At 70.3% G+C, this 21198-nt stretch carries 20 protein-coding genes; 7 read left to right on the forward strand and 13 right to left on the reverse strand.

The features are described from left to right. Window positions 1–11: 11 nt before the first annotated feature. Window positions 12–794: an enoyl-CoA hydratase/isomerase family protein gene (locus R0232_RS19520; protein ID WP_431509120.1), complete on the reverse strand. Its 783-nt coding sequence runs from the start codon at window positions 792–794 to the stop codon at window positions 12–14. A gap of 143 nt (window positions 795–937) precedes the next feature. On the opposite strand from R0232_RS19520, the gene R0232_RS19525 reads away from it, so the two are divergent. Together R0232_RS19525 and R0232_RS19530 are read left to right on the forward strand one after the other, a co-directional pair. After that, window positions 938–1912: a tripartite tricarboxylate transporter substrate binding protein gene (locus R0232_RS19525; protein WP_431509121.1), complete on the forward strand. Its 975-nt coding sequence runs from the start codon at window positions 938–940 to the stop codon at window positions 1910–1912. 14 nt (window positions 1913–1926) lie between these two features. After that, window positions 1927–3009, forward strand: coding sequence for an Ldh family oxidoreductase (locus tag R0232_RS19530; RefSeq protein WP_431509122.1), 1083 nt, complete (start codon window positions 1927–1929; stop codon window positions 3007–3009). Between the two features lies 1 nt (window position 3010). Here R0232_RS19530 and R0232_RS19535 read toward each other — a convergent pair whose 3' ends face one another. Both R0232_RS19535 and R0232_RS19540 read right to left on the reverse strand, forming a co-directional pair. Next, window positions 3011–4150, reverse strand: a complete 1140-nt coding sequence (locus R0232_RS19535) for a class I SAM-dependent methyltransferase (RefSeq protein ID WP_431509123.1) — start codon at window positions 4148–4150, stop codon at window positions 3011–3013. Between the two features lie 74 nt (window positions 4151–4224). Continuing rightward, a complete protein-coding gene (locus R0232_RS19540) occupies window positions 4225–4533 on the reverse strand; it encodes a DUF6172 family protein (RefSeq protein WP_208510863.1) in 309 nt (102 codons plus the stop codon). A gap of 72 nt (window positions 4534–4605) precedes the next feature. On the opposite strand from R0232_RS19540, the gene R0232_RS19545 reads away from it, so the two are divergent. Then, on the forward strand, window positions 4606–4833 hold the full coding sequence (locus R0232_RS19545) for a hypothetical protein (RefSeq protein WP_431509124.1): 228 nt from the start codon (window positions 4606–4608) through the stop codon (window positions 4831–4833). Window positions 4834–4842: 9 nt separating this feature from the next. On the opposite strand, the gene R0232_RS19550 is transcribed toward R0232_RS19545, so the two are convergent. Beyond that, window positions 4843–6030 carry a PLP-dependent aminotransferase family protein gene (locus R0232_RS19550; RefSeq protein ID WP_208510862.1) on the reverse strand — a complete coding sequence of 396 codons (1188 nt, stop codon included), beginning with the start codon at window positions 6028–6030 and terminating at the stop codon, window positions 4843–4845. 107 nt (window positions 6031–6137) lie between these two features. On the opposite strand from R0232_RS19550, the gene nth reads away from it, so the two are divergent. Continuing rightward, window positions 6138–6782: an endonuclease III gene (gene nth / locus R0232_RS19555; RefSeq protein WP_208510861.1), complete on the forward strand. Its 645-nt coding sequence runs from the start codon at window positions 6138–6140 to the stop codon at window positions 6780–6782. 7 nt (window positions 6783–6789) lie between these two features. Here nth and R0232_RS19560 read toward each other — a convergent pair whose 3' ends face one another. From R0232_RS19560 to R0232_RS19575, 4 genes are read right to left on the reverse strand one after another with little or no spacing between them, the layout of a single operon-like run. After that, window positions 6790–7356 (reverse strand): histidine phosphatase family protein, encoded by a 567-nt coding sequence (locus tag R0232_RS19560; RefSeq protein WP_431509125.1) that lies wholly within the window; start codon window positions 7354–7356, stop codon window positions 6790–6792. Continuing rightward, window positions 7353–8147 carry an adenosylcobinamide-GDP ribazoletransferase gene (locus tag R0232_RS19565; RefSeq protein WP_431509126.1) on the reverse strand — a complete coding sequence of 265 codons (795 nt, stop codon included), beginning with the start codon at window positions 8145–8147 and terminating at the stop codon, window positions 7353–7355. Before R0232_RS19565 ends, R0232_RS19560 begins: the two co-directional genes overlap by 4 nt. 5 nt (window positions 8148–8152) lie before the next feature. Further along, window positions 8153–9199, reverse strand: a complete 1047-nt coding sequence (gene cobT, locus R0232_RS19570; protein ID WP_431509127.1) for a nicotinate-nucleotide--dimethylbenzimidazole phosphoribosyltransferase — start codon at window positions 9197–9199, stop codon at window positions 8153–8155. Then, window positions 9196–10683 (reverse strand): cobyric acid synthase, encoded by a 1488-nt coding sequence (locus R0232_RS19575; protein ID WP_412179690.1) that lies wholly within the window; start codon window positions 10681–10683, stop codon window positions 9196–9198. Before R0232_RS19575 ends, cobT begins: the two co-directional genes overlap by 4 nt. A 158-nt stretch (window positions 10684–10841) precedes the next feature. Between R0232_RS19575 and R0232_RS19580 the strand changes: the two genes are divergently transcribed. Then, window positions 10842–11066, forward strand: a complete 225-nt coding sequence (locus R0232_RS19580) for a hypothetical protein (protein ID WP_093342316.1) — start codon at window positions 10842–10844, stop codon at window positions 11064–11066. Between the two features lie 10 nt (window positions 11067–11076). Here R0232_RS19580 and R0232_RS19585 read toward each other — a convergent pair whose 3' ends face one another. Then, on the reverse strand, window positions 11077–12054 hold the full coding sequence (locus R0232_RS19585; protein ID WP_431509128.1) for a tripartite tricarboxylate transporter substrate-binding protein: 978 nt from the start codon (window positions 12052–12054) through the stop codon (window positions 11077–11079). A gap of 128 nt (window positions 12055–12182) precedes the next feature. Between R0232_RS19585 and R0232_RS19590 the strand changes: the two genes are divergently transcribed. Then, window positions 12183–12740 carry a MarR family winged helix-turn-helix transcriptional regulator gene (locus tag R0232_RS19590; RefSeq protein WP_431509129.1) on the forward strand — a complete coding sequence of 186 codons (558 nt, stop codon included), beginning with the start codon at window positions 12183–12185 and terminating at the stop codon, window positions 12738–12740. A 4-nt stretch (window positions 12741–12744) separates the two neighbouring features. Here the strand turns inward: R0232_RS19590 and R0232_RS19595 are convergent, their stop codons facing one another. The 4 genes from R0232_RS19595 to R0232_RS19610 form a co-directional block, all read right to left on the reverse strand. Continuing rightward, window positions 12745–14226 carry an efflux transporter outer membrane subunit gene (locus tag R0232_RS19595; RefSeq protein ID WP_431509130.1) on the reverse strand — a complete coding sequence of 494 codons (1482 nt, stop codon included), beginning with the start codon at window positions 14224–14226 and terminating at the stop codon, window positions 12745–12747. A gap of 34 nt (window positions 14227–14260) precedes the next feature. Next, window positions 14261–17545 (reverse strand): efflux RND transporter permease subunit, encoded by a 3285-nt coding sequence (locus R0232_RS19600; RefSeq protein ID WP_093342320.1) that lies wholly within the window; start codon window positions 17543–17545, stop codon window positions 14261–14263. Window positions 17546–17738: 193 nt separating this feature from the next. Then, window positions 17739–18995 carry an efflux RND transporter periplasmic adaptor subunit gene (locus R0232_RS19605; protein ID WP_093342321.1) on the reverse strand — a complete coding sequence of 419 codons (1257 nt, stop codon included), beginning with the start codon at window positions 18993–18995 and terminating at the stop codon, window positions 17739–17741. A gap of 219 nt (window positions 18996–19214) precedes the next feature. After that, a complete protein-coding gene (locus R0232_RS19610; RefSeq protein WP_093342323.1) occupies window positions 19215–20099 on the reverse strand; it encodes an alpha/beta hydrolase in 885 nt (294 codons plus the stop codon). A 184-nt stretch (window positions 20100–20283) separates the two neighbouring features. On the opposite strand from R0232_RS19610, the gene R0232_RS19615 reads away from it, so the two are divergent. After that, entirely contained in the window at window positions 20284–21198 is a 915-nt protein-coding gene (locus tag R0232_RS19615; RefSeq protein ID WP_208510854.1) for a LysR family transcriptional regulator, read from the forward strand.

A 21198-nucleotide genomic window follows, 5' to 3' on the forward strand; every position in this document is an offset into this window, starting at 1 on the left:
TCCGACGCGGCTCAATGACGTCCGAAGACGGGATCGCGGCGCTGCGCCATCGCAGCCACGCCCTCGCGGAAGTCCTGGGTCTGGAAGTGCTGGCGCTGCTCGCCGGCCTCACGCTCGACCGCGGCACGCACCGCCTCGACCAGCCCGACGCGCAGGCTCGCGCGCGTCGACTCGACCGCGATCGGCGCCGAGATCGCGATCTCCCCGGCCAATGCCTGGGCGCGCTCGCGCACCTGGTCCTGCGGCGCCAGCTCGTCGACCAGGCCGATGCGCAGCGCCTCGGCGCCGTCGATGCGGCGGCCGGTATAGAGCAGCAGCGCGGCCTGCTGCGCGCCGACCAGGCGCGGCAGCGTGTGGCTCAGCGCGAAGCCCGGGTGGAAGCCCAGGCGCGCGAAGTTGGCGCTGAAGCGCGCCTCGGCACAGGCGACGCGGAAATCGGCCACCAGCGCGAGCCCCAGCCCGCCGCCCACGGCCGGGCCCTGCACCGCCGCGATCACCGGCTTGGTCACCGCGAACAGCCGGATCGCCTGCCGGTAGAGCTCGCCCGGGTCGCGCCGCGCGCCGGCCGCGGGCGTGGGCGACGAGAAATCGGCGCCCGCGCAGAAGGAGCGCCCCTGCGCCGCCAGCACGATGGCGCGGCATGCCGGGTCGGCCTGCAGCGACTCGAAGGCCTCGGCCAGCGCCGAGATCAGCGCGAGGTCGAAGAAGTTGTGGGGCGGCCGGCACATCTCCACCGTGGCCGTGTGGCCGGCGCGGTGGATCGAGAGGTCGGACGGATTCGCTGCTGTGCTCATGGGACTCCTGTCTGGCTGTTCTTTTTCAACGATATAACAGATACATGTTTTTTAAAAGCACATATGTATTATTATTTGGCCAGCCCGAAGCCCGGGCAGGTCGGCGAACGACCGGTTCAGTCACGAACTCAGGAGCAAAAAAAATGGAGACAAGCAGGCGCCGGCTGTTGCTGGCATTGGCGGGTACGGCGGGCGCGGCGGTGGCGGGACCGGCCTTCGCGCAGGGCACGGCCTTCCCGACGCGGCCGATCAAGATCGTGGTGCCATTCACGCCCGGCAGCGGCTCGGACAACTCGGCGCGCTACTTCGGCGACCAGCTCGCCGTGCAGCTCGGCCAGGCGGTGGTGGTCGAGAACAAGCCCGGCGCCAACGGCATCATCGCGCTGCAGCAGGTGAAGAACGCGCCGGCCGACGGCTACATGCTGCTGCTGGCGAGCAACTCGCCGATGGCCGTGAACCCGCTGACCATCAAGGACCTGGGCTACGACTCGGTGAAGGACTACAAGCCGGTGTCGGGCCTGACGCGCGGCATGAACGTGGTGGTGGTCTCGAACGACTCGCCGTTCGCGAGCATCGAGGCGCTGCTGGCTGCCAGCAAGAGCAAGTCGCTCACCGTCGGCACCTACTCCGCGGGCTACCAGCTCGCGGCGGCCTGGCTCGCCAACGTGGCCGGCGGCGACTTCACCAACGTGCCCTACAAGGGACAGGCGCCGATCATGACCGACGTGATCGGCAACCAGCTCGACTTCGCGCTGGTCGACCTCGGCGGCGCGATGCCGCTGATCAAGGGCGGCAAGCTGCGCCCGCTCGCGGTCTCGGGCGAAGCGCGCAACCCCGACCTGCCGAGCGTGCCGACGATCCGCGAGAAGGGCTTCAACGAGTACGTGCAGTACAGCTGGGTGTCGTTCTACGTGCGTTCGCAGACGCCCGACGACATCACCGCGAAACTCGCCGAGGCACTGCAGAAGACGCTGGCCACCGAGGACGCACGCGCCTTCGTGCGCAAGTCGGGCGCCGAGCTCATGCCCTACCCGCCCGAGAAGATGCAGCGCTTCCACCTCGAGGAGATCGCGCGCTTCCGCAAGATCGCGGCCATCGCCAACATCAAGCCCGAGTGACCCAGAATGGCGGCATGAACCAAGCCGTCCCCTCGTCCGAAGCCCCCCTCTACAACGCGCCGGCGCTGGTCGCCTATGCCGATGCCCTGCTGCAGAAGTGCGGCCTCGCCGCGCCGATGGCCGCGAGCGTGGCGCGCACGCTGGTCGAGGGCGACCTGCTGGGCCACGACACCCACGGCCTCGCGCTGCTCGCGGGCTATGCGAAGGAACTCGAGGCGGGCGGCATGGCGCGCGAGGGTGTGCCCGAGGTGCTGTCGGACCGCCCCGCCGCCGTGCTGTGGGACGGCCGGCGCCTGCCCGGCCCCTGGCTCATGGAGCAAGGCCTCGACCTGCTGATCCCGCGCGCCCGCGAACTCGGCACCGCCTCGCTGGTGATCCGCCGCAGCCACCACATCGCCTGCCTCGCGGTCTACATGCTGCGCGCGCTGCAGGAGGACATGCTGATGCTGCTGGCCTGCTCCGACCCCAACACCGCGAGCGTCGCGCCCTTCGGCGGCACGCAGGCCGTGTTCACGCCCAACCCGCTGGCGCTGGGCTTCGGGCTCTCGCAGGGCGGCGTGATGGTCGACATCTCGGCCTCGATCACCACCAACGGCATGAGCAACCGCAAGCGCGCGGCCGGCGAGACCTTCGCCGAGCAGTGGCTGATCGATGCGCAGGGCCGGCCCTCGAACGATCCGCAGGTGCTGTTCGACAGCCCGCCCGGCACCTTGCTGCCGGTGGGCGGCCTGAGCCATGGCCACAAGGGCTACGGCATGGCGCTGCTGGTGGAGGCGCTGACCGGCGGCCTCGCCGGCCATGGCCGCGCCGATCCACCCGAGGGCTGGGGCGCGACGGTGCACGTCACGCTGCATGACCTGCATGCCTTCGGCGGCAAGGCGGCGTTCCTGCGGCAGATGGACGAGGTCGCCGAACGCTGCCGCGGCAATGCGCCCATCGACCCGGCGAAGCCGGTGCGGCTGCCGGGCGAAGGCGGGTTGAAGCGTCGGGAGGCGCAATCGAGGGACGGGGTGCGGCTGCACCCGTCGATCGCGCGTTCGCTGCAGGAGGTGGAGCAGCGGCACGGCCTGCGGCTGGCGCAGGCGCTGACCCGATGACCTAGGCGGCGGGAGTGACGCGCACGGCCGTCACTTCCAGGGCTTCGCCCAACCGCAGCTTGCGCATCAGGTCCATCGCCGCCAGGCGTTCGGCGGGCGGCAATGCCTCCTTCAGGCCGAAGGCATCGGACAGCTCGTCGACCTCGTGCTCCCCGGTCACGCCGGTGAGCTCGCGCACCTCGAAGCCGATCGACGCGAGGAAGGGCAGCAAGGCCTCCTCGGTGAAGTAGTGGAGATGGAACGGCGGCGCGAACCACTTCCATCGGTCGAGCCGTCGCTGCGCGACCAGACCGCCCCAGCAGGGCACCGCGATGTCGAGCACGCCGCCCGGCAGCAACAGGTCATGGATACGCCGCAGCGCCGCATAGGGATCGGGCATGTGCTCGAGTGCGTGAAAGCTCACCACCGCGTTCGCGCGCGGCAGGGACAGGGCCGCATCGGACAGGGTGCCGCAATAGCCGCGCCCTCCATTGGCGTTGAGAAACGCGATCCCTTCGGGCGAGGGATCGACGCCGATGCAGTCGTACCCGAGCTTTCCGAGCTCCAGCATGACCAGGCCGTGCATGCAGCCGACCTCGATCACGGTGGCATCGCCGGGCTGGCCGAATCGCTCGAGGATGCGGGCAATGTGCCGGGCATGGTTGGCCTTGTCCGACGGATCGGCCCGGTAGCGCGCCACATCGTCGTCGCCGATGTCGGTGAAGGCGTTCCGGGCGCCATAGATGGCGGCCAGTTCCTCGTTGGACGGCAGCGGCCACATCAGTTGCGCCTTGCAGCCCAAGCACTTGACCAGGTCGCCGTGGTAGTGCTTGATCATCTTGAGCGCCTCATGGCCGCCGCACGCGGGACAGGTGAACGGCGCCCGCAGGCCCAGGGATTCCAGGCCGCCGTGGGCATGGGCGAGGTCCCGCTCGAGCGACGCCAACCGCATCGCGCCGTCGGCAAGGGTGGCTTCGAGCTGATCGATCCGCCGTGTCTTCGCGCCGATCTCGGCCAGGCCGGCGTCGATGTCGGCGCGCGCCGCCTGTGCGGTCGACGTTCGCTGCATGGTGTAGCCGAGTGCTCCCAGGAATGACTTCGCCGCCGTCTTGATCATGCAATGCCCCGTGTCGACCGTGGAGGGGAAGGCGATGCCGGTCATCGCCCGTCGAACCGGTTTTCTACCACCGGGCGCCAGGAGGGCCTTGCCTCCATGCGCGCTCGATGCCCGTAGGACTATTCAGCGTCGGACGGTTCCGCCGGCCGCGCCTTGCGCGTGGCCGGCTTCGCGAGGATCTCGAGGTAGAACTGCTTGCCGCCCTCGGCCACCACGTGGTCGATGCTGGCGGTGATGGCCGACAGGTGGATGGTCTCGGCGTTGTCGGCGGTGCTGCCGAAGCGGCAATCGAAGTCCCAGAAATCGGCGCCGGCTGGCAGTGCATGGCCACGCTCGCGCTTGATGTACTTGCGGATTTCGTGCTTGATGGCTTCGAGGAGGCGGTCGGGGTGCTTGCCCTCGACCTGAAGCTGGAAGGTTTTTCTCATGGGTGATGGTAACCAATGCCCCGCCGCGCCACTGTGTACAGTCGGCGGCTCAACGGAAAGCAGGTGAAAGACATGGCGCGCGCGAACGACTGGGCAAGCAAGGTGATGGCATTGATCAACGGCGGCAATCCCACCGCGGCCATCGCGCAGATCAAGGTCGCGCCCTCGGTCAAGGACCTGAAGGCGCTGCAGACCATCATGACGCTCTCGAAGATGAAAGGCCTCTATCCGAACGTGGATGCGGCCATCGCGGACAACCTGGCGCTGCTCGCGGCGCCCCGGCTGCACCGCTCGCCCTGAGAACCGGCCTTACAGCGCCTGGCCGAGGCGCTTGACGCCCTCTTCGATCTTCGCCACGTCGGCGGTCGCGAAGCTCAGGCGCAGGGTCGCCACGTCGGGGTTCTCGGCATAGAACGGCGCGCCGGGCACGAAGGCAACCAGCTTCTCGATCGCGCGCTTGGCGAGTTCGTTGGCGTTGGCCAGCTTGCCGTTGGCGCCCGTGAGGCGGGCCCAGAAGAACAGGCCGCCATTGGGCTGGGTGAAGCTCACCGCATCGCCGAGCTCGCGCTGCAGCGCCTGGCCCATGGCCTTGGCGCGCTGGCCGTAGACCTCGCGCACATGCGCCAGCGTGGCCGGCATGCGGCCGCTCTTGAGGTACTGGGCCGCGGTGGCCTGCGAGAAGGTGCTGGTGTGGGCGTCGCTGAACTGCTTGCACATGGTGGCCTTGGCCAGCAGTTCGGCCGGCGCGATCATCCAGCCGATGCGCAGGCCCGGGCTCAGCACCTTGCTGAGGCTGCCGCAGTGCGCGAGCAGCTCGCGGCTGCCGGGCACGTCCTTGCTCAGCGCCATGATCGACGGGGGCGGCGCCTCGCCGAAGTAGAGGTCGCCGTAGGGGTCGTCCTCGACGATCAGCGTCTGGTACTTGACGGCCAGCTCGAGCACCTTCTTGCGGCGCTCCAGGCTCAGCATCGCGCCGCTGGGGTTGCCGAAGGTGGGGATCAGGTAGACGAACTTGGGCTTGTGCTCGGCGATCAGCTTCTCGAGCTCGTCGGTCTTCACGCCGTTGGCATCGATCGGCGCGCTGATGAGCTGCGCGCCGTAGAGGCGGAAGCACTGGATGGTGGCGAGGAAGGTCGGGCCCTCGACGATCACCTTGTCGCCGGGCGAGATCATGGTCTTGCCCAGCAGATCGAGCGCCTGCTGGCTGCCGGTGGTGACGATCAGGCCGCTGGGGTCGACCTCGACGCCCTTGGTCTTCATGAAGGCGCTGAGCTGCGCGCGCAGCGGCTCGTAGCCTTCGGTGGCGCCGTACTGCAGCGCGCCGCCGGCCTCCTCGGTGAGTGCCTTCTGGCTCGCCTCCTTGAGGCCCTCGACGTCGAACATCGCGCTGTCGGGGAAGCCGCCCGCGAAGCTGATGATGCCGGGCTTGCCCAGCAGCTTGAAGAGTTCGCGGATGGCGGAGGTTTCGACGTTGTCGAGGCGGGAGGCGAATTGCATGGTCAGTCTCACTTTCTGGCCGCCATTGTGGCGAAAGCCGCGGGAAATTAAGTTGCGTAGGTCATTCCCGTTTCAGCGATATATTGCGCCTGCCTTTGTCCCGCCCCATGAAAAAAGAAAACATCGCGCCCTTCTTCGCCGTCCTGCAGGCCGCCAACCCGACGCCCGAGACCGAACTCGAATACGACACGCCCTTCGAGCTACTGGCCGCCGTGCTGCTGTCGGCGCAGGCCACCGACGTGGGCGTGAACAAGGCGACGCGCAAGCTGTTCCCCGTGGCCAACACGCCGCAGGCGATCCTCGACCTCGGCGTCGAGGGCCTGGAGGGCTACATCAAGACCATCGGGCTGTACCGCAGCAAGGCCAAGCACCTGATCGAGGCCTGCCGCATGCTGGTCGAACAGCACGGCGGCGAGGTGCCGCGCACGCGCGCCGAGCTCGAGGCGCTGCCCGGCGTGGGCCGCAAGACCGCCAACGTGGTGCTCAACGTGGCGTTCGGCGAAGCCACGATCGCGGTCGACACCCACATCTTCCGCGTCGGCAACCGCACAGGGCTGGCGCCGGGCAAGAACCCGTTGGAGGTCGAGCTCAAGCTCGAGAAACGCGTGCCGCTCGAATACCGGCTGCATGCGCACCACTGGCTGATCCTGCACGGGCGCTATGTCTGCGTGGCGCGCACGCCGCGCTGCTGGGACTGCGCGGTGTCGACCTACTGCGACTACAAGCCGAAGACGCCGGCACCCAAGCGCTGAAGCCGCATCAGGCCGGCCGAAGCTCGACCACCTGCCAGCCGCCGAAGGGCAGCGGCGTCGACGGCCACTCGGTGGCATCGCGCGGACAGCGCGTGCCCGCGTGCAGCAGCGACACGGCCCGCAGCACGCCCGCATGCGCGACCCACAGCGCATCGCCCTGCCCGGCCTGCCACTCGTCGTAGGCGCCGGCCACGCGTGCCATGAAGACACGCACGCTCTCGCCATGCGCGCCGGCGCGGGTGTCGGCGAAGTCGGCGGTCCAGGCATCGAGCTCGGCGCGCGCGATGGCCGACCAGGACTGCCCTTCCCAGGCGCCGAAATCCATCTCGGCGATGCGCGCGTCGTGCTGCACGGCGAGGTCGGGCCGCAGCGCGGCGATCGCGCCGGCCAGCGCGGCGCAGCGCCGCAGCGGCGACGACAGCACGGCGAGCCCCGGCGGCAGCTCCCGCGCGATGCGCTCGGCGGCCGCGCGCGTGGCCTCGGCCTCGGCCTCGAGATCGCTCGCGCCGTAGCACAGGCCCGCTTCGGCAATCACCGGCGCATGCCGCAGCAGCCAGAGCCTGCGCATGCTCATGCCCGCCATGCCAGCGCGAGGTAGATCGCGATCTCGCAGACCTGCTGCGTGGCACCCAGCCCGTCGCCCGTGAAGCCCTGCAGCCGGCGCCGGAAGAGCCGCGCCATCCACAGCGCCGCCAGCGCCGCCGAGAGCAGCGCCGCCAGCGCATGGGCCGCGCCGTGCGACAACGCGAGCAGCGCCAGCGCGGGCAGCGCCCACAGCACGCCGATCGCGAGCGCGCCGCCGCTGATCGCATCGGCCAGCGGCTTGGCCTTGCTCGCGCCGCTGTCGCCCACATAGGGCAGCCAGCGGATCAAGGCGAGCGGCGCGAGCCGCGACAGCACATGCGCGCCGACGATGGCCGCGGCCACCGCGTGCAACCCGCCGCCGGCCAGCACCGCGATCAGCGCGCACTTGAGGCCCAGCGCCAGCACCAGCGCGATCGCGCCGAAGGCACCGATGCGCGAGTCCTTCATGATCTCGAGCGCGCGCGCCCGGTCGGCCGAACCGCCCAGGCCATCGGCCACGTCGGCCAGGCCGTCCTCGTGGAAGGCGCCGGTCAGCAGCACGGTCGCGACCGTGCTCAGCACCGCAGCCGCGAACGCGCCCGCCAAGCCGGGCAGGCCCATCGCCACGCCCACGAACACCAGCGCCGCCACGCCGCCGGCCAGCCAGCCGATGCCCGGCAGGTGCGCCGCGCTCGCGCGAAGCATCTGCGGGCTGTAGCCGACCCAGGACGCGAGCCGGCCCGTGACCGGCACGCGCGTGAAGAACTGCAGCGCGAGCAGGAAGTGCCGCAGGCCGCTCATCGATCTCAGGCGTCCTTGCGCGAGACGCCGGCCGATTCGAAGCTCGCCATCTCGCGCACGATGCGGCAGGCCGACTCGAGCAGCGGCCAGGCCAGCGCGCCGCCCGAGCCCTCGCCCAGGCGCAGGCCCAGGTTCAGCAGCGGCTCGAGCTGCAGCCGCTCGAGCAGCAGCGCATGGCCCGGCTCGGCCGAGACATGGGCCGCCACGCAGCGCTGCGCCACATGCGGTCGCAATGCCTGCGCCACCAGCACGGCGGCGCTCGCGATGAAGCCGTCGAGCACGATCACGCGCCGCTCCTCGGCCGCCTGCAGCACCGCGCCGACCAGCGTCGCGATCTCGAAGCCGCCGAGCGCGGCCAGCGCGTCGAGCGGCGCTGTGGCGCCGGCATGCAGCGCCAGCACCTCGCGCAGCACGGCGCGCTTGCGCGCCAGCCCGTCGGCGTCGAGCCCGGTGCCGGCGCCGGTGCAGCGGTCGATGTCGATATCGGCCAGACGCGCCAGCAGCAGCGCGGCGGCCGAGCTGTTGCCGATGCCCATCTCGCCGAGCAGCAGCGCATTGCCCGGCAGCGCGCGCACGATCTCGCGGCCGTTGGCGATGGCCTGCGCGCATTGGGCGGCGCTCATCGCGGGACCGGCCGAGGCATCGGCGGTGCCTGGCGCGATGCGCCGCTGCACCAGGCCGGGCCGCGGCTGGAAGTCGCGCCGCACGCCGCAGTCGGCCACGGTCAGCGCCAGGCCGTGCTGGCGCGCGAGCACGCTGACGGCCGCGCCGCCAGCCAGGAAGTTCTCGACCATCTGCCAGGTCACGTCGCTCGGATAGGCCGAGACACCGCGCGCCGCCAGTCCGTGGTCGGCCGCGCAGACCAGCATCTGCGGCGCCTCGAGCGTCGGCGACTCGGTGCCGAGGATCGTGCCCAGGCGCAGCGCCAGCGCCTCGAGCCGGCCGAGCGCGCCCAGCGGCTTGGTCTTGTTGTCGAGCGCGGCCTGCAGCCGGGCCGCGAGCGCGGCGTCGGCGATGTCGGGCACCGCGGGAAGAAGGTCGTCGTGGGTCATGCAATGAGGCCGGCGAGCACGCCGGCGTCGAAGTGGTTGTCGATGAAGTCGGCCAGGCCGTCGAAGGTGGCGTCGAGCGTGGGCGCCGCGACGCCGAACAGCGCCTGCAGCGCCGCGGGGTCCTCGAACAGCCCGTGCAGATAGAGCCCGAGCACGTTACCGCGCGCGTTCTGCCAGGCCAGCCCCTCGGGCATCACCGCGCCGCCGTCGCCGGCCATCTGCGGATGGGCCGCGGTCTGGCCGTGGTGGATCTCGTAGCCGGCCACCGCCACGTTCGACAGCGCGGCCCAGGCGCCCGCCAGCGTGCCGAAGGCGGCCTCGCGGCGGCGCACGGTCTTGTCGCGCTCGAACACCGTCACCAGCGGCAGCAGGCCCAGGCCGGGCGCATTGCCGTCGATGCCGTGCGGATCGACCAGCGCCTCGCCGAGCATCTGCAGCCCGCCGCAGACGCCGAGCACCGCGCCGCCGCGCGCCGCATGCTCGGCCACCGCGCGGTCGAGCCCCTGCGCGCGCAGCCAGGCCAGGTCGCCGCTGGTGTGCTTGGAGCCGGGCAGCACGATCCAGTCGGCGCCGGCCACGTCGGCCGGCGCGCGGGCCCAGACCAGGCGCACGCCGGGCACGTTCTTCAGCGGCTGGAACTCGTCGAGGTTGCTGATGCGGGGATAGGCGATCACGGCCACGGTGCGCGTCACGGCGCCCGAGGAGCGGCTGCGGTCGTCGAACACGCCGTCCTCCTCGGGCAGGCCGTGCTGCCACCACATCGGCAGGGTCGCGACCACGGGCACGCCGGTCATCTCGCGCAGCTGCTCGGGCGCGGGCGCGAGCAGCGAGGCATCGCCCCTGAACTTGTTGAGCACGAAGCCCGCGAGCAGCGCGCGGTCGGCCTCGGGCAGCAGCGCCCAGGTGCCGTAGAGATGGGCGAAGGCGCCGCCGCGGTCGATGTCGGTGGCCAGCAGGCAGCGCGCCCGGGCATGGCGCGCGATGCGCAGGTTGACGATGTCGCTGGCCATCAGGTTGATCTCGGCCGGCGAGCCGGCGCCCTCGATCACGACCACGTCGTTCTCGGCGCGCAGCTCGTCGAGCGCACGCGCGAGCTGCGGCCACACGCGCTCGCTGCGCCCGCGCCACGGCAGCGCCGACAGGGCCTCGTCGACCTGCCCCATCAGCACCACCTGGCTGTGGGTGTCGCGCTCGGGCTTGAGCAGCAGCGGGTTCATGCGCACCTCGGGCCGCGCGCGGGCCGCGAGCGCCTGGAAGTACTGGGCGCTGCCGATCTCGCCGCCCTCGACCACGCGCGCGTTGTTGCTCATGTTCTGCGCCTTGTAGGGCGCCACCTTGAGGCCCTGGCGCGCGTACCAGCGGCACAGCGCGGTCGCGATCCAGCTCTTGCCGGCACCGCTGGTCGTGCCCAGCACCATCACGCAACGCGCCCCGCCGGTGTGCTCTCGCGCGCTCGCCGGCGCCGCCGCTGCCTGGAAATTCATGGCGGGATTGTCGTTGAGCGCGCGCGGGTGCCCGAAACGCAACGCCGGAATGCGGCTTCCGTCACGCAACCGGCCCGGTGAACCCACGCGCCGCATCCGGTTCGGCGAATCCTCCGTATACAGGGCTTCTTCGTCACAACGCCCCGCGACCCCGCCCCATGCCCGCCCTCAACGACCTGGCCCTCACCGTCGAAGAACCCGAACCGGACCGCTTCCACTGGGTCCTGCTCGAGGCGCTGGACAGCGGCGAGGCCGACGTGCTCGACTACCGCGTCTACCGCCGCGCGGCGCGCGCCGAGGCCAGCTACTCGAATGCGCTGGTGATGGGCGTGGCGGAGCTGCAGAAGATCAGCGCCGCGCGGCCGTCCGATCCCGACGCCTGAATGCGCGCGTTCAGGGCGCGAAGCCCGAGCGCCGCACCACCGGTTCCCACTGCTGCCGGTAGGCCTTGAGCATCTGCACCGTCTCGGCATTGCTGCTGACCACCGGCGTGATGTAGAGCGCATCGGCCGCCTTCTGTAGCCCAGGGTCCTGCATCACCTCGCGGATCTTCGCGGCCAGCAGCTGCACCTTGGCCGGCGGCATGCTGCTCGGCGCGAAGAAGGTGTTCCAGCCGTCGGCATCGATCTTCATGCCGGCCTCGCGGAAGGTCGGCAGCGAGGGCGCGAAGCTCGCGCGCTTCTTGCCCGACACGGCCAGGATGCGGATCTTGCCGGCCACGTGCTGCGCATAGAGCGAGTCCAGCGTGTCGATGGCGATCGGCAGCGAGCCGCCGGTCAGGTCGGCCGCCAGCGGCGCCGATCCGCCATAGCCCTTGATCTGCGGCTGCACGCTCAGCGCATCGCCCACCATCAGGCCGAAGAAGTGCGGCAGGCTGCCGGTGGCCGGCACGCCGAAGATCGCCTCCTCGGGATGGGCCCAGAGCCGGCCCACGAGGAACATGGCGCGGTCGAGCTGCAGCTTCTGCCCCACGGCCAGCGCGAAGTCGTAGCTGCTGACCTGCGTGACGGGCACGAAGTCCTTGTCGGGGTCGTAGCCCGCGTCCTTGAACACCAGCGGCGCCACCACCATCACGGCCGGGTTGCCGAGCATCAGCACGTTCTCGGTCGCGGCCGAGCGCCGCAGCTGCTTGGCCGCGAGCCGGCCGCCCTCGCCCGCGCGGTTCTCGACCGTGACCGCCACGCCGAGCTTGGGGCCGAGCCGCTCGGCGATCAGCCGCGCGATGCGGTCGGTGCTGCCGCCGGGCGCATAGCCGACGACCAGCGTGAGCGGGCTCTCGAGGCTTTGCGCCTGTGCGGGCGCCAGGACACCGCCGATCGCGAGCGCGAGGCAGCAGGCGGCGAGTCGTCGCCGGGAGGGGAAAAAGGGCACGGGGGGATCTCCTCACGCCGGCGGCTGGTAGCCGGCTTTTGTTACGCTGTTTATATGCAGGTAACAAATAGTTGATCTAATCCATCATCGGGCGCCGCGGCGGCGCCGCCACACACCCGCACCGCTTCGTGAGTTCTTCCTCTCCTGCCTTTCCCGACGCGGCCGCGCTGCTTGCGCCCCGCTGCCTCGACGACCTGCTGCTCTACCGGCTCGCGCGCGCCGCGCGCACCGGCGGCGGCATGGCCACGCGCCTGGTCGAGGGCGGCTTCGGCATCACGCGCCGCGAGTGGGGCATGGTCGCGATGCTCGCGCAGACCGGCGAAATCACACCCTCGGCGCTGTCGGACTGCCTGAGCCTGGACCGCGTGCGCACCTCGCGCGGGCTGCGCAGCCTGGTCGAGAAGCAGCTGGTGGAACGGCGCCGCGACGACGAGGACCGGCGCGAGGTCCATGTGCGGCTGAGCGCCGCGGGGCTGCAGCTGTTCAACGAGCTGTTCCCGCGCATCGCCGAGCTCAACACCGGGCTGCTCGACGGCCTGCCGGCCGGGCATGTCGAGATCTTCCTGCAATGCCTGCGGCGGCTCGAGCAGCGCGGCAGCGCGCTGAGCGCGCAGGGCGTGGTGCCCGAGAAGGCCGACCGCCGCTCGGGCGGCACGCGCCACCGCTGGCCGAAGCGGGGCGCGTAGGGCCTCAGCTTTGCGGGCCGCGCGGGGCGCCGTCGCCCGAGGCCACAGCGCCCGGCACGTCCCAGCCGCCGCCGATCGCGCGGATCAGCCCCACGGCCGCCTGGTACTGCGCCGACTTCACCTGCAGCGCCTGGCGCCGGTTGCGCAGCTCGCTGCGGCGCGCGTCGAGCAGGTCGAGCTGGCTGATGTAGCCGTTGCGGTAGCGCGTGTCCGACAGGCTGGTCGCGCGCGCGGCCGAGGCCACGGCCGTGGCCTGCACGCCCGACTGCTCCTGCAGGATGCGGATCGACGACAGCTGGTCCTCGACCTCCTGGAAGGCCACCAGCACCTGGTTGCGGTAGCTGGCCAGCGCGCCGTCGAGCTGCGCGTTGGCGCTCTGCAGCCCGGCCTCGCGGCGGCCGCCGTCGAAGATGGGCAGCGACAGCAGCGCGCCCACGCCCCACGAGCGGGCCGACCACTTGAACAGGTCGCCGACCTCGGGCGAGGCATAGCCGGCCGCGCCGGTCAGCGAGATGTCCGGGAACCACGCGGCCTGCGCCACGCCCACGCGCGACTGGGCCGCGAACACCGCGTTCTGCGCGGCCGACACGTCGGGCCGGCGCGTCAGCACCGTGGCCGGCACGCCGGGCGGGATCGCGGGCAGCGCGGTGGTCCAGTCGGCCGGCCGCACGCCGAAGCTCGAGGCCGAATCGCCCACCAGCACCGCGAGCGCATGCTCGACCTGGGCCCGCTGGCGATCGATCGCCAGCGCGTCCGACTCGGTCGACGAGACCTCGGTCTGCACGCGCGCCACGTCGAGCTCGGCGATGTCGCCGGCCTGCTGGCGGCGCTGCGACAGGCGCAGCGTGTCGCGGTAGGCCTCGACCTGCTCGCGCACCAGCACGCGCTCGGCATCGAGGGCGCGCAGCGTGAGGTAGGTCTGCGCCACCTCGGCCTGCACCGCCAGCCGCGTGCTCTGCAGCAGCGCCTCACGGCCGGCCGCGTCGAGCCGTGCCGCGTCGCTGGCGCGCGAGAGGCGGCCGAACAGGTCGAGCTCGTACGAGAAGGTGGCGCCGGCATTGGTCATGGTGGCCGGCGAGGTGCTGGCCGTGGCCTTGTCGAGGCCGGCACCGCGGTTGGCGCCGGCGCTCAGGCCCACCTGCGGCAGCCGGTCGGCGTTGACGCTGCGCGCGATGGCGCGGGCCTCGGCCAGCCGCGCCGCCGCGCCCTGGATGTTGTTGTTGTTGACGTCGGCCTTGGCGATCAGCTCGTTCAGGACCGGGTCGTTGAAGGCCTGCCACCAGGCGCCGCGCGCGGCGCCCTCGGAGGGCACGGCGCGGGTCCAGCCGGCGGGCGGCGTGGCGCCCTGCTCCTTGAACTGGGCCGCCGTGGGGGTCTCGGGCAGGCCCGAGGGCACGCTCGCGCAGCCGGCCAGGGCCAGGGCCGCCACCAGGGGCAGCACGGCCGCGCGCAGCGGCGCCGAGAGGGATGAGAGCTTGAAGTTCATGATCGAGCTTCCTTCTTGTTCTGTGGTTCGTTCGTCATTCATGCGAGGTCCGCGGCGAAGCCGGCACCGGATGCAGGCCGCCACCGTGGCCACCGCCCGATCCGCCGTGCGAGCCGCCCGAGGCCGGCGCCGGATGGTCGGCCGACACGAAGTCCTCGCCATGCGGCACCTCGCCGTGCAGCTTCAGCGGCCGGTTGCCCGCGATGCGGCGCATCAGCACGTAGAACACCGGCGTCAGGAACAGGCCGAAGGCCGTCACACCGATCATCCCGGCGAACACCGCCACGCCCATCGCCTTGCGCATCTCCGAGCCCGCGCCGGTCGACAGCACCAGGGGCAGCACGCCCATGACGAAGGCCAGCGAGGTCATCAGGATCGGGCGCAGGCGCAGGCGGCTGGCTTCGATCGCGGCCTGGATCGGCGTGCGTCCGGCGAACTCGAGCTCGCGGGCGAACTCCACGATCAGGATCGCGTTCTTCGCACTGAGCCCCACCAGCACGATCAGCCCGATCTGCGTGAAGACGTTGTTGTCACCTCCCGAGATCCACACGCCCGCCATCGCGGCCATGATGCCCATCGGCACGATCAGGATGATCGCGATCGGCAGCGTCAGGCTCTCGTATTGAGCGGCCAGCACCAGGAACACCAGCAGGATCGCCAGCGGGAACACGAGGAAGGCGGAGTTGCCGGCCAGGATCTCCTGGTAGGTCAGCTCGGTCCACTCGAAGCTCACGCCCTTGGGCAGCGTCTCGGCCGCGATCTTGGTGATCGCGTCCTGCGCCTGGCCCGACGAATAGCCGGGTGCCGGGCCGCCGTTGATGTCGGCCGCGAGGTAGCCGTTGTAGCGCATGGCACGTTCCGGACCGAAGGTCGAGTTGACCTTCATCAGCGCGGCCAGCGGCACCATCTCGCCCGAGGTCGAGCGCACCTTCAGCAGGCCCACGTCTTCGGCACGGGCGCGGTAAGGCGCATCGGCCTGGACGCGCACGGAGTACGTGCGGCCGAACTTGTTGAAGTCGTTGGCGTAGAGGCTACCGAGGTAGATCTGCATCGTGTCGAAGATGTCCGTCACCGGCACGCCGAGTTGGCGCGCCTTGGTGCGGTCGATGTCGGCGTACAGCTGCGGCACGTTGACCTGCCAGCTCGTGAACATGCCCGTGAGCTCGGGCGCGGCATAGGCCTTGGCCATGAAGGCCTTGACCGCCACGTCCATCTGGTCGTAGCCGACCGAGGCGCGGTCCTCGATCTGCAGCTTGAAGCCGCCCGTGGTGCCCAGGCCCGCCACCGGCGGCGGCGGGAACATCACGATGAATGCGTCCTGGATGCTCGAGAAGGCGCCGTTGAGCTGGCCCGCCACCGCGCCACCGCTCTGGTCGGCGCGCTTGCGCTGGTCGAAGGGCTTGAGCGTCGCGAACACGATGCCCGAGTTCGAGCTGTTGGTGAAGCCGTTGATCGACAGGCCCGGGAAGGCGATGGCGTCTTCCACGTTCGGGTTCTTCTTCATGATCTCGCCCATGCGCTGGATCACTTCGTCGGTGCGGTCGAGCGTGGCGCCGTCGGGCAGCTGCGCGAAACCGATCAGGTACTGCTTGTCCTGCGCCGGCACGAAGCCGCTGGGCACGGCCTTGAACAGGCCGAAGGTCACGCCGACCAGCGCGAGGTAGATCACCAGCATCAGCGTCTTGCGCGAGATCACGCGCTTGACGCCGCCGCTGTAGGCCTCGGAGCCGCGATGGAAGAACTTGTTGAAGCCGCGGAACAGCCAGCCGAAGGCCTTGTCCATGCCGCGCGTCAGCGCGTCCTTGGGCTGGTCATGGCCGCGCAGCAGCAAGGCGGCGAGCGCGGGCGACAGGGTCAGCGAGTTGATCGCCGAGATCACGGTCGAGATCGCGATGGTCACCGCGAACTGGCGGTAGAACTGGCCCGTGAGGCCGCTGATGAAGGCCAGCGGCACGAACACGGCCACCAGCACCAGCGCGATCGCGATGATGGGCCCGGACACTTCGCGCATCGCGCGGTAGGTCGCCTCGCGCGGCGTGAGCCCCGCCTCGATGTTGCGCTCGACGTTCTCCACCACCACGATGGCGTCGTCCACCACGATGCCGATCGCCAGCACCAGCCCGAACAGGCTCAGCGCGTTGATCGAGAAACCGAGCACGTGCAGCACCGCGAAGGTACCGATCACCGACACCGGCACGGCCAGCAGCGGAATGATCGACGCGCGCCAGGTCTGCAGGAACAGGATCACGACCAGCACCACCAGCATGATGGCTTCGAGCAGCGTGTGGATCACCGATTCGATGGACGCGCGCACGAACTGCGTCGGGTCGTAGGCGATGCGGTATTCCAGGCCTTCCGGCATGTTCTTGTTGAGCTCGGTCATCGTCTTGCGCACGTTCGACGAGATGTCGAGCGCGTTCGAGCCGGGTGCCTGGAACACGCCCATGCCGACGGCCGGGTCGTTGTTCAGCAGCGAGCGCAGCGAGTAGTCGGCGGCGCCCATCTCGAGGCGGCCGATGTCGCGCAGCCGGGTCACGGCGCCGTCGGTGCCGCTCTTGACGATGATGTCGCCGAACTCTTCCTCGCTCTGCAGGCGCCCCTGCGCATTGATCGAGAGCTGCATGTCCACGCCCGACAGGCCCGGCGAAGCGCCGACCACGCCGGCCGCGGCCTGCACGTTCTGGCCGCGGATCGCGGCCACCACGTCGGAGGCCGAGAGGCCGCGCTGCGCCACCTTCTGCGGGTCGAGCCAGACGCGCATCGAGTAGTCGCCGCCGCCGAAGATCTGGACCTGGCCCACGCCTTCGATGCGCGCCAGCGGGTCCTTCACGTTCAGCACCGCGTAGTTGCGCAGGTAGTTGATGTCGTAGCGGCCATTGGGCGACACGAGGTGGACCACCATCGTGAGGTCGGGCGCGCTCTTCACCGTGGTGATGCCGAGCCGGCGCACTTCCTCGGGCAGGCGCGGCTCGGCTTGCGAGACGCGGTTCTGCACGAGCTGCTGTGCCTTGTCGGGATCGGTGCCGAGGCGGAACGTGACGGTCAGTGTCAGCACGCCGTCGGTGGTCGCCTGGCTGCCCATGTAGAGCATGCCCTCGACGCCGTTGATCTGCTCTTCCAGCGGGGTCGCCACGGTCTCGGCGATCACCTTCGGATTGGCACCGGGGTACTGGGCGCGCACCACCACCGAAGGGGGTGCGACTTCCGGGTACTCGGAGATCGGCAGACCGCGCAACGCGATCAGGCCGGCTATCAGCATCAAGAGCGACAGCACGCCGGCAAAGATCGGCCGGTCGATGAAGAATTTAGAGAGATTCATTTCGTTGGCTCCATCGCGCGGACAGCGCGATCCACGCCGCTTCGAAAAAGACGAGCGGCATCCAGGTGGCTCCCATCAAGGAACTTCGAGTAACGCTGGCGAGCCGGCCGGTGCCGCTGTCGCCGTTGTCGGTGTCCCGGGTTTCCCGGCACGCCGGCCTGTGCTCAGGCCGGCGCGCGGGGCCCGGTGTCGTTCAGGACTTCGCGGCCTGCGCCACTTGTTCCGTCGGTTGTTGCGCCTTGCCGTCGGCCTTGGCGTCCATGGTCACGGTCTGCGGCGCCACCAGCGCACCCGGGCGGATGTGCTGCAGGCCGTTGACCACCACGCGGTCGCCCGCCTTCAGGCCCTTGCTCACGACACGCAGGCCGTTGATCGAGGCGCCGAGCGCGACTTCGCGGTAGACCGCCTTGTTGTCCTCGCCCACGACCATCACGAACTTCTTGTTCTGGTCGGTGCCGATGGCGCGTTCGCTGACCAGCAGCGCGGTGTCGTTGCGGGCCTGGCCCATGCGGATGCGGGCGAACTGGCCGGGGATCAGGGCGCCGTCCTTGTTGTCGAAGGAGGCGCGCACGCGCACCGTGCCGCTGCGGGCGTCGACCTGGTTGTCGATCAGCTGCAGCTTGCCGACGAAGGGCGTGCCCTCCAGGCCGGCCGTGCCCATCTGCACCGGGATCGATTCGATCTGGCCGCGGGCGCTGGAGCCGGTCGGCAGGTCCTTCAGGGCCCGCGTGATCACCTGCTCGTCGGCATCGAAGCTCGCGTAGATCGGGCTCACCGAGACCAGCGTGGTCAGCACCGGGGCGCCGGGACCGGCCGCCACCAGGTTGCCCACCGTGACCTCGATCTTGCCGATGCGGCCCGAGACCGGAGCCCGCACCTGGGTGTAGCCCAGGTTCAGGCGTGCCGACTGCAGCGAGGCCTGGGCCGCGCGCAGGTTGGCTTCGGCTTCGCGGCCGGCGTTCACGCGCTCGTCGTACTCGCGCTGGGCGATCGCCTGCTCGTCCCACAGGCGCTTGGCGCGCTCCTGCTCGCTGCGGCTGAAGGACTGGCGGGCCTGCGCCGACGCCACCTGCGCCTCGGCACGCTCGACCTCGGCCGCGTACGGCGCGGGATCGATGGTCACCAGCAGGTCGCCCTGCTTGACCAGCGCGCCTTCGCGGAAGTGCAGCGACTGCACGGCACCCGCGACGCGGGAGCGCACGTCGACGCGTTCGACCGCTTCGAGGCGGCCCGAGAACTCGTCCCAGGCGTTGATCTCGCTCGGCGCCACCGCCGCGACCGAGACCGGGATGGCTTGCGGCGCGCCCGCGGCCGGCGCGTTGGCCTCGGCCTTGAAGCTGTGCATGCCCAGCACCGCGGCGGCCACCGCCAGCAAGGCGGTGACGCCGGTCACGGCGGGCCACAGGCCCTTGCGGGCCGCGGAGGAAAACGTTGGCTTGTTGTTCGACATGGTGATTCGTCCTTCTCTCAGATGACTCAAATGACTCGGATGACTTTTAGGGATGCAACAGTCCGTCCTGGCGCCCTCGCACCAAGAAAAACGGAGATTTCGGAAAAAGGCCGGCCGCACCGGGTGCCCCCGGTGGCTCGGCCGTATCGGCGGGGCCGTCGCCGCGTTGGCGACCGACCTCACCGCGCTAGCGGCTGGCTATCTGGCTGACGTCGCTGGCTAACTGGGCTTCGGGGTCGCCCCTTGGGGCGGTGTGGTCGCGGCGAAGAACTCGCGGAAGTGCTGCTGCACGGTCGCCTCGCAGACCTTGCAGCCCATGCACTCGGCGTCGTAGAGCGCCTTGGGCCATTCGGCCGCGTTGCTCAACACCGCGCTCGTGACCTCGATGCCGGCCGAGCGCAGCCGGCCCGCGAAGGTCAGCGCCTCGTCGCGCATCGCGTCGTCCTCGCCCACCAGCACCAGGGCCGGGGCCAGCGACGAGAGGCGCAGCGAACCGCTGGGCACCGCATAGGGGTGGGTCGCGTTCGACGGGCAGCTCAGGTACTTTTCCCAGCCCGTGGCCCAGCGGCATTCGGGCGAATCGTTGGTCGCCTTGCGCAGCGACGCGGTGCCGGCGCAGGGATCGAGCATCGGCGACAGCAGGATCTGGCCCGCCAGCGGCGGATGGGCGCGGTCGCGCGAGATCAACGCCACCGCCGCCGCCAGGTTGCCGCCGGCTTCCTCGCCGGCCAGGTAGACCTGGGCGCCGCGGCCGCCGAGCTTGACGCGCTGCTTGTAGAGCCATTCGAGCGCCGCGTAGCCGACCTCGATCGGCTCGGGAAACGGCGACTCGGGAGCCAGCGGGTAGTCGAGCGAGACCACCACCGCACCGGCGCCGGCCAGCAGGCGCGCCACGTTGCGGCCGTTGTCGAGCCCGCCGCAGATGAAGGTGCCGCCATGGAAGTGCAGCACCAGCGGCACGGTTTCTCCCTTGGGGCGCTGGCCGTAGACACGGGCGCCCACCGGATCGCGGCCGGGCAGCTCGATCGACAGATCGGCTTCCGCGCCTTGCACCGCGGCGAGCGCGACTGCTTCGGCGGAGCGGGACGATGGACGGGGTGACATGGGGACGACCTCGGGAAATGGGCGATGGTTGAAATATAAGGCGCCGACTGTCGCGTTAAACAGGGATGCAAGCCCTACTCTGTTTCCAAACTACGAACAATCGGACCGGGTCACCAAAGGGTTATGGCCTTGTGTGAGAATCCGCACCCCCCGGCGAGGGCCGGGTCTCAAGAACAGGCATTCGATGGATCAGATCCAGGCCATGCGGATCTTCGTCCGCGTCGTGGAAGCCGGCACCTTCACCCGCGCGGCGGACTCGCTCGCCCTGCCCAAGGGCACCGTCACCAAGCAGATCCAGGCCCTGGAATCGCGGCTGCGCGTGAAGTTGCTGAACCGTACCACCCGCCGGGTGACTGTCACGCCGGACGGCGCCGCGTACTTCGAGCGGGCGGCGCGGCTGCTCAACGACTTCGACGACATGGAAGCCAGCATGACGAATGCGCAGTCCAGCCCCACGGGCCGGCTGCGCATCGACGTCGGCACCTCGGTCGCGCGGCTGGTGATCCTGCCGGCCCTGGCCACCTTCTGCGACCGCTATCCCGAGATCCAGGTCGATCTCGGCGTCAGCGACCGCACGGTGGACCTGATCAGCGACAACGTCGACTGCGTGATCCGCGCCGGCGACCTCGCCGACCAGTCGCTGGTGGCGCGGCGCATCGGCACCCTGCACTTCGTGACCGTGGCTTCGCCGGCCTACATCAAGCGCTATGGTGCGCCGCAGCATCCGAACGACATCGAGAAGCGGCACCACGTGGTGAGCTACTTCTCGGGCACCACGCGGCGCGTCTACCCGCACGAGTTCAAGAAGGGCGACGAGCACATCGAGCTCAACGGCCCCTACCGGGTGTCGGTCAACGAGAGCAACGCCCATATGGCGGCCGTGCTCGGCGGCTTCGGCATCTCGCAGTGCATCACCTTCATGGCCGAGCCGCACCTCGAGAGCGGCGAGCTGATCGAGGTGCTGTCCGACTGGCACCGCGACCCGCTGCCGATCCACGTGGTCTACCCGCCCAACCGCCACCTGAGCGCCAAGGTCCGCGCCTTCGTGGACTGGGCCGCCGAACTGTTCGCGAAGACGCCGCGGCTGCAGCGGCGCTGA

The sequence above is a fragment of the Variovorax sp. DAIF25 genome (genome assembly GCF_050711835.1).
Classification (GTDB): Bacteria; Pseudomonadota; Gammaproteobacteria; order Burkholderiales; family Burkholderiaceae_C; genus Variovorax.